The sequence below is a fragment of the Arthrobacter sp. TB 26 genome (genome assembly GCF_000427315.1).
GTDB lineage: Bacteria > Actinomycetota > Actinomycetes > Actinomycetales > Micrococcaceae > Arthrobacter.
In genome coordinates, this window is sequence record NZ_AUPJ01000117.1 from 1 (window position 1) to 4288 (window position 4288).

Genomic DNA, 4288 nt, shown 5'->3' on the forward strand with positions numbered 1-4288 from the left:
GCCGGCGGCACCCGGTCCCATGCGTGACGTGCAGGCGCGCCAAACCCACGGCGAGGGGTTCCTGTTGCGCTGGTGGTTATGGGTGACCCTGGCGGTGAGCATCGGTTTCCTGGCGCCGGCCGCGGTCGGGGCGTCCGTGGCGCTGCCCCATGCCGAACTGTCGCTGGTGTCTTTGACGGCCGCGGGGGTGGCGGAGGGTGCGGTGCTGGGCTACGCGCAGGCCCGCGTGCCGTCGCGCCACGGCCCTCATGGGAGTCCTCCTGAACAACGCCCTCAGCCAGCCGGCCTCCCCCGATCTCCCCCGGCCCGCTCCCGGACAGCGGATTAGAAGCCGGTCGGTTCCGTCTCGAATTCGGGTTCCCGCGGCGGCCCTTCATGGTGCACCGGACGCAGCGCGTGGGTGTCCTCGAACCAGATCAGCGCGTCGTAGCGCTCGCCAATCCGGGTCGGAACGTAGTTCCCGAGCTCCCGCTCCGGATGGTAGACCACACCGATGGCGCGGTGGCCAAGCCAGGTGGAGAGCCACGGGCCCGACCTGTCGTCACCGAACTCCAGCACCGACGGCACCCCCAGGGCCTCGTGGAGAAAGTCTTCGTGGCTGCCCGGGCGCGCGGGCGGCACCGGCAGGATCCGCTCCGGGCTGCCCCAGGCGTCCGCGGCGATCACCTCGCCCCGGTGGCAGGCGAGGCCCACCAGCATCACGCCTTCCGCGGCATGCCGTTCGCGCAGCAATTGCCCCACGTTGATGAGGCCGTCCTGGGCCATGTCCGTGGCCCGGGCATCCCCCACGTGGGTATTGTGCTCCCAAATGAGGCCCTTCGAGTCGGGACCGAGGTGCCTGCTGAGGCGGTCTATGGTGTCGGCCATATGGTGGTCCCGGACGTTCCAGGACTGGCGGTCGCCGCGGACCATGATGCGGTAATAATGTTCGGCATTGGCTGCCACTTCGGCATTCTGTACCGCGTCGAACGCTTCTTCGTCATGGCCGTCCGGACTGGACACCCGGCTCCTGACCTCGGTGAGGAGGGCGATGACGTCAGCCTCGCAGGACTCGGGCACCAGCCGCGTGCTCCAGGCGTACTTGTGCGGGTCCTCGTGGTGGGGCAGGAAGCACTGCCAGGCGCGCATGGCGGCGGGTACGGCGTCGGGAACGTTTTCCTGGAGCCAGCCGATGATCTCGCGGAGCGAATCCCACAGCGAGTACACATCCAGACCGTAGAAGCCGACCCGCTGGCTCATCGGACGGCGGAGATTCCACGTTCGCAGCCAGTCCAGGAACGCCGCAACTTCCTCGTTCGCCCACATCCAGGTGGGCCAGCGCTCAAAGCCGGCGAGCAGTGCATGGACGCCCTGCTCCTGCCCGGCCTCGCCCCGCACCCAGCGGTTGATCCGCCAGCAGTCGGGCCAGTCCCCCTCCACCCCGATCCAGGTGTAGCCTTCCTCTTCGATGAGGCGCCTGCTGAGGGTGTCACGCCAGGTATAGAACTCGTGCGTGCCGTGGGAGGCTTCGCCGATCGCGACAAACCGGCAGTCCGCGGCCCGCCGCACCAGCCCGTTGAGGTCCCGGTCCGTCTTCAGCGGCCGGGCCAGCGAGTGGATTTCAGCCAGTACCGGGACCTTTCCGACGCCGGCGGTCACCGGGGCTCCTCGATGGAGATCGTTTCGAGGTGCTCGGGGACGCGTGCGCGCCAGCCCAGCTCGCGTTTGATCCTGATGCGCAGGGCATCCGACGCTTCCGGTTCGCCGTGGGTGATGTAGGTCATCCGGGGTTCCGATTCTGCGGCTTTCATCCATGCCATCAGTCCGTCGCTATCCGCGTGCGCGGACAGGCTCTCCATCTGGATCACTTCGGCCCGGACCTTGACGTCTTCACCGTAGATCCGCAGCTCGCGCTCGCCGGCTGCCAGCGTGGCACCGCGGGTGCCGCCGGCCTGGAATCCGCTGAGGATCACCGCGTTCTTGGGATCGGGACCGTAGGCGGCCAGGTGATGGAGGATCCTTCCGCCGGTGAGCATTCCGGACGCGGAGATGATGATCATCGGGCCGCCGCGGAGGTTCAACAGCTTGGATTCATCGACCGAGCGGGTCAGCTTGGCCACTTTGTACATGTTCATGTACTCCTGCTCTTTCAGCCGGTGCTCCTCGGGGTGCCGCTGGTACATCCCGGAGGCGTCAATGGCCATGGGGCTGTTGAGGTACACCGGGATGTCCGGGATCAGGTGCTTGCTGCGGAGGCGGGACAGGTACAGCATCAGGGTTTCAGCGCGGCCGACGGCGAACGCGGCGAACAGCACCACGCCGCCGCGTTTCGCGACCCGGTTGATGATGTCCCCCAGCTGCTTTTCGGGATCCACCGTGGAGTGTTTCCGGTTCCCGTAGGTCGACTCCGTGACCAGCACATCGGTCGTGCCCAGGGGCCGTGGCGGGTACATCAGCGGGTCATCCGTCCGGCCCAGGTCCCCGGTGAAGTGCACCGAGCGGGAGCCCATCCGCACGCGGACCTGGGCGGCGCCGAGGATATGGCCGGCCGGAACGAACGTCAGTTCCATCCCCCCGCCAAGGTCCAGGGGAACGTCGAAATCGTGGATCTTGAAGCTGTTGAGGGACTTCACCGCGTCGGCCGCCGTGTACAGCGGCAGCGCCGGACTGTGCCTTGTCGATCCCCGGTGTGTCGCGTAGCGGGCCTCCTCCTCTTGGAGGTAGCCGCTGTCCGGGAGGATCAGCTTGCACAGGTCCGTGGTGCCGTCGGTGGCGATGACGGGTCCGGCGAACCCGTCCCGCACCAGGGCGGGTACGTAGCCGGTGTGGTCCAGGTGTGCATGGGTCAGCACCACGGCGTCGATCGTGGAGGGCCGGACCGGGAAAGGCGTCCGGTTGCGTTCGCGGCTGCGTTTGTAGCCCTGGAAGAGCCCGCAGTCGACCAGCACGCGTTTACCGCCGGCCTCCAGCAGGTACCTGGAGCCGGTGACGGTGTCGGTGGCTCCGAGGAAACGGAGGGTGGGCTGCTGGTGCTTCATGGTGCTCCCGATCCCGCATGTCCGGCCTGAAATGACCTGCATCGACACGACACGGCGCGGCTGATCCGCGCAGGCGATGACCCCAGCATCCGCCTGCGCCGGGCCAACCCCTAGGGCCAAAAGTCACGAACGCCACGGGCGCTACGCGTGCAGCGCCGGCCGCCGGTATGGCCCGGCACCGGTAGGATTTTTCCGGCAGGCGCTTTGGCCTGCGAAGACCCGGCGGCTCCCAGTGGCAAGGACTGATCATGAAGAAGAAATCCATGCGGACGGCCGCCACACGGACGGCGCCCGGCAGCACGGCACAGCAACCTGGGCAGCCCTGGCGTGAACGCCCGTGGACCAGCTCCTACGGGCCGGGGGTTCCGGCGCACCTGGTGTTGCCCAAGGGGTCGCTCGTGGACCTCGTGGACAGCTCCGTGCGTCGCTATGGGTCGAAGACCGCCCTGGAGTTCTTCGGGGCGCGCACCAGTTACCGAGAGCTCGGCGCCCTGATCAGCCGGGCGGCTGCCGGACTGGAGAAGCTCGGTGTCAAGGCTGGCGACAGGGTGGCCCTGGTGCTGCCGAACTGCCCGCAGCACATCGTTGCCTTCCATGCCGTGCTGCGCCTCGGCGCCGTCGTGGTCGAGCACAATCCGCTCTACACGGAGCGGGAACTGCGCCACCAGTTCGAGGACCACGGGGCCGTCGTCGCGATCGTCTGGGACAGGGCGGTGGAGCGGGTCCGCCAACTGCCCGCCGACGTCGGGCTCCGCAGCATCGTCTCAGTGGAGCTGATTCCCGCGATGCCGCTGCTGCAGCGGCTGGCGCTGCGGCTTCCGGTTCCGGCGGCCCGCAAGGCCCGCGCCGCGCTTTCCGTGGCCAAGGTCCAGTCGAAGGGCCGGCCTGCGCCGGCCGCGCGGCCCGTACTGCCGTGGCGGAAACTCCTCGGCGCCGGCCAGCTCAGGAAGAAACATCCGCGCCCGGCGGCCCAGGACCTCGCTGTCCTCCAGTACACCTCCGGCACCACCGGGCTGCCCAAAGCGGCAATGCTCAGCCACGCCAATCTGCAGGCCAACGCCGCCCAGGGCCGGGCCTGGGTACCCGGGCTCAAGGACGGCCGGGAAACCGTGTACGCCGTGCTGCCGATGTTCCACGCCTACGGCCTGACCCTTTGCATGACTTTCGCCTTGAGCATCGGCGCGAAGCTGGTCCTGTTCCCGAAGTTCGACGTCGACCTCGTCCTGAAGGCGCTCAAGAAATCCCCCGCGACGTTCCTGCCGGCCGTGCCG

Annotated in this window: 3 protein-coding genes and 1 pseudogene; 2 read left to right on the plus strand and 2 right to left on the minus strand. The window is 68.3% G+C overall.

Annotated elements, in window-relative coordinates; genetic code table 11:
• A pseudogene (locus K789_RS25995) lies at positions 1–328 on the plus strand (hypothetical protein); the annotation flags it as partial.
• Here the strand turns inward: K789_RS25995 and K789_RS0103570 are convergent.
• Together K789_RS0103570 and K789_RS0103575 are read right to left on the minus strand one after the other, a co-directional pair.
• Entirely contained in the window at positions 325–1638 is a 1314-nt protein-coding gene (locus tag K789_RS0103570; protein WP_024365560.1) for an erythromycin esterase family protein, read from the minus strand. The pseudogene K789_RS25995 and the gene K789_RS0103570 sit on opposite strands and share 4 nt — an antisense overlap.
• Positions 1635–3017 carry an MBL fold metallo-hydrolase RNA specificity domain-containing protein gene (locus tag K789_RS0103575; protein ID WP_024365561.1) on the minus strand — a complete coding sequence of 461 codons (1383 nt, stop codon included), beginning with the start codon at positions 3015–3017 and terminating at the stop codon, positions 1635–1637. The genes K789_RS0103570 and K789_RS0103575 overlap by 4 nt, the downstream gene beginning before the upstream one ends.
• 248 nt (positions 3018–3265) lie before the next feature.
• Here K789_RS0103575 and K789_RS0103580 point away from each other — a divergent pair.
• On the plus strand, positions 3266–4288 hold a 1023-nt coding region (locus tag K789_RS0103580; RefSeq protein WP_237739502.1), incomplete at its 3' end, for an AMP-binding protein.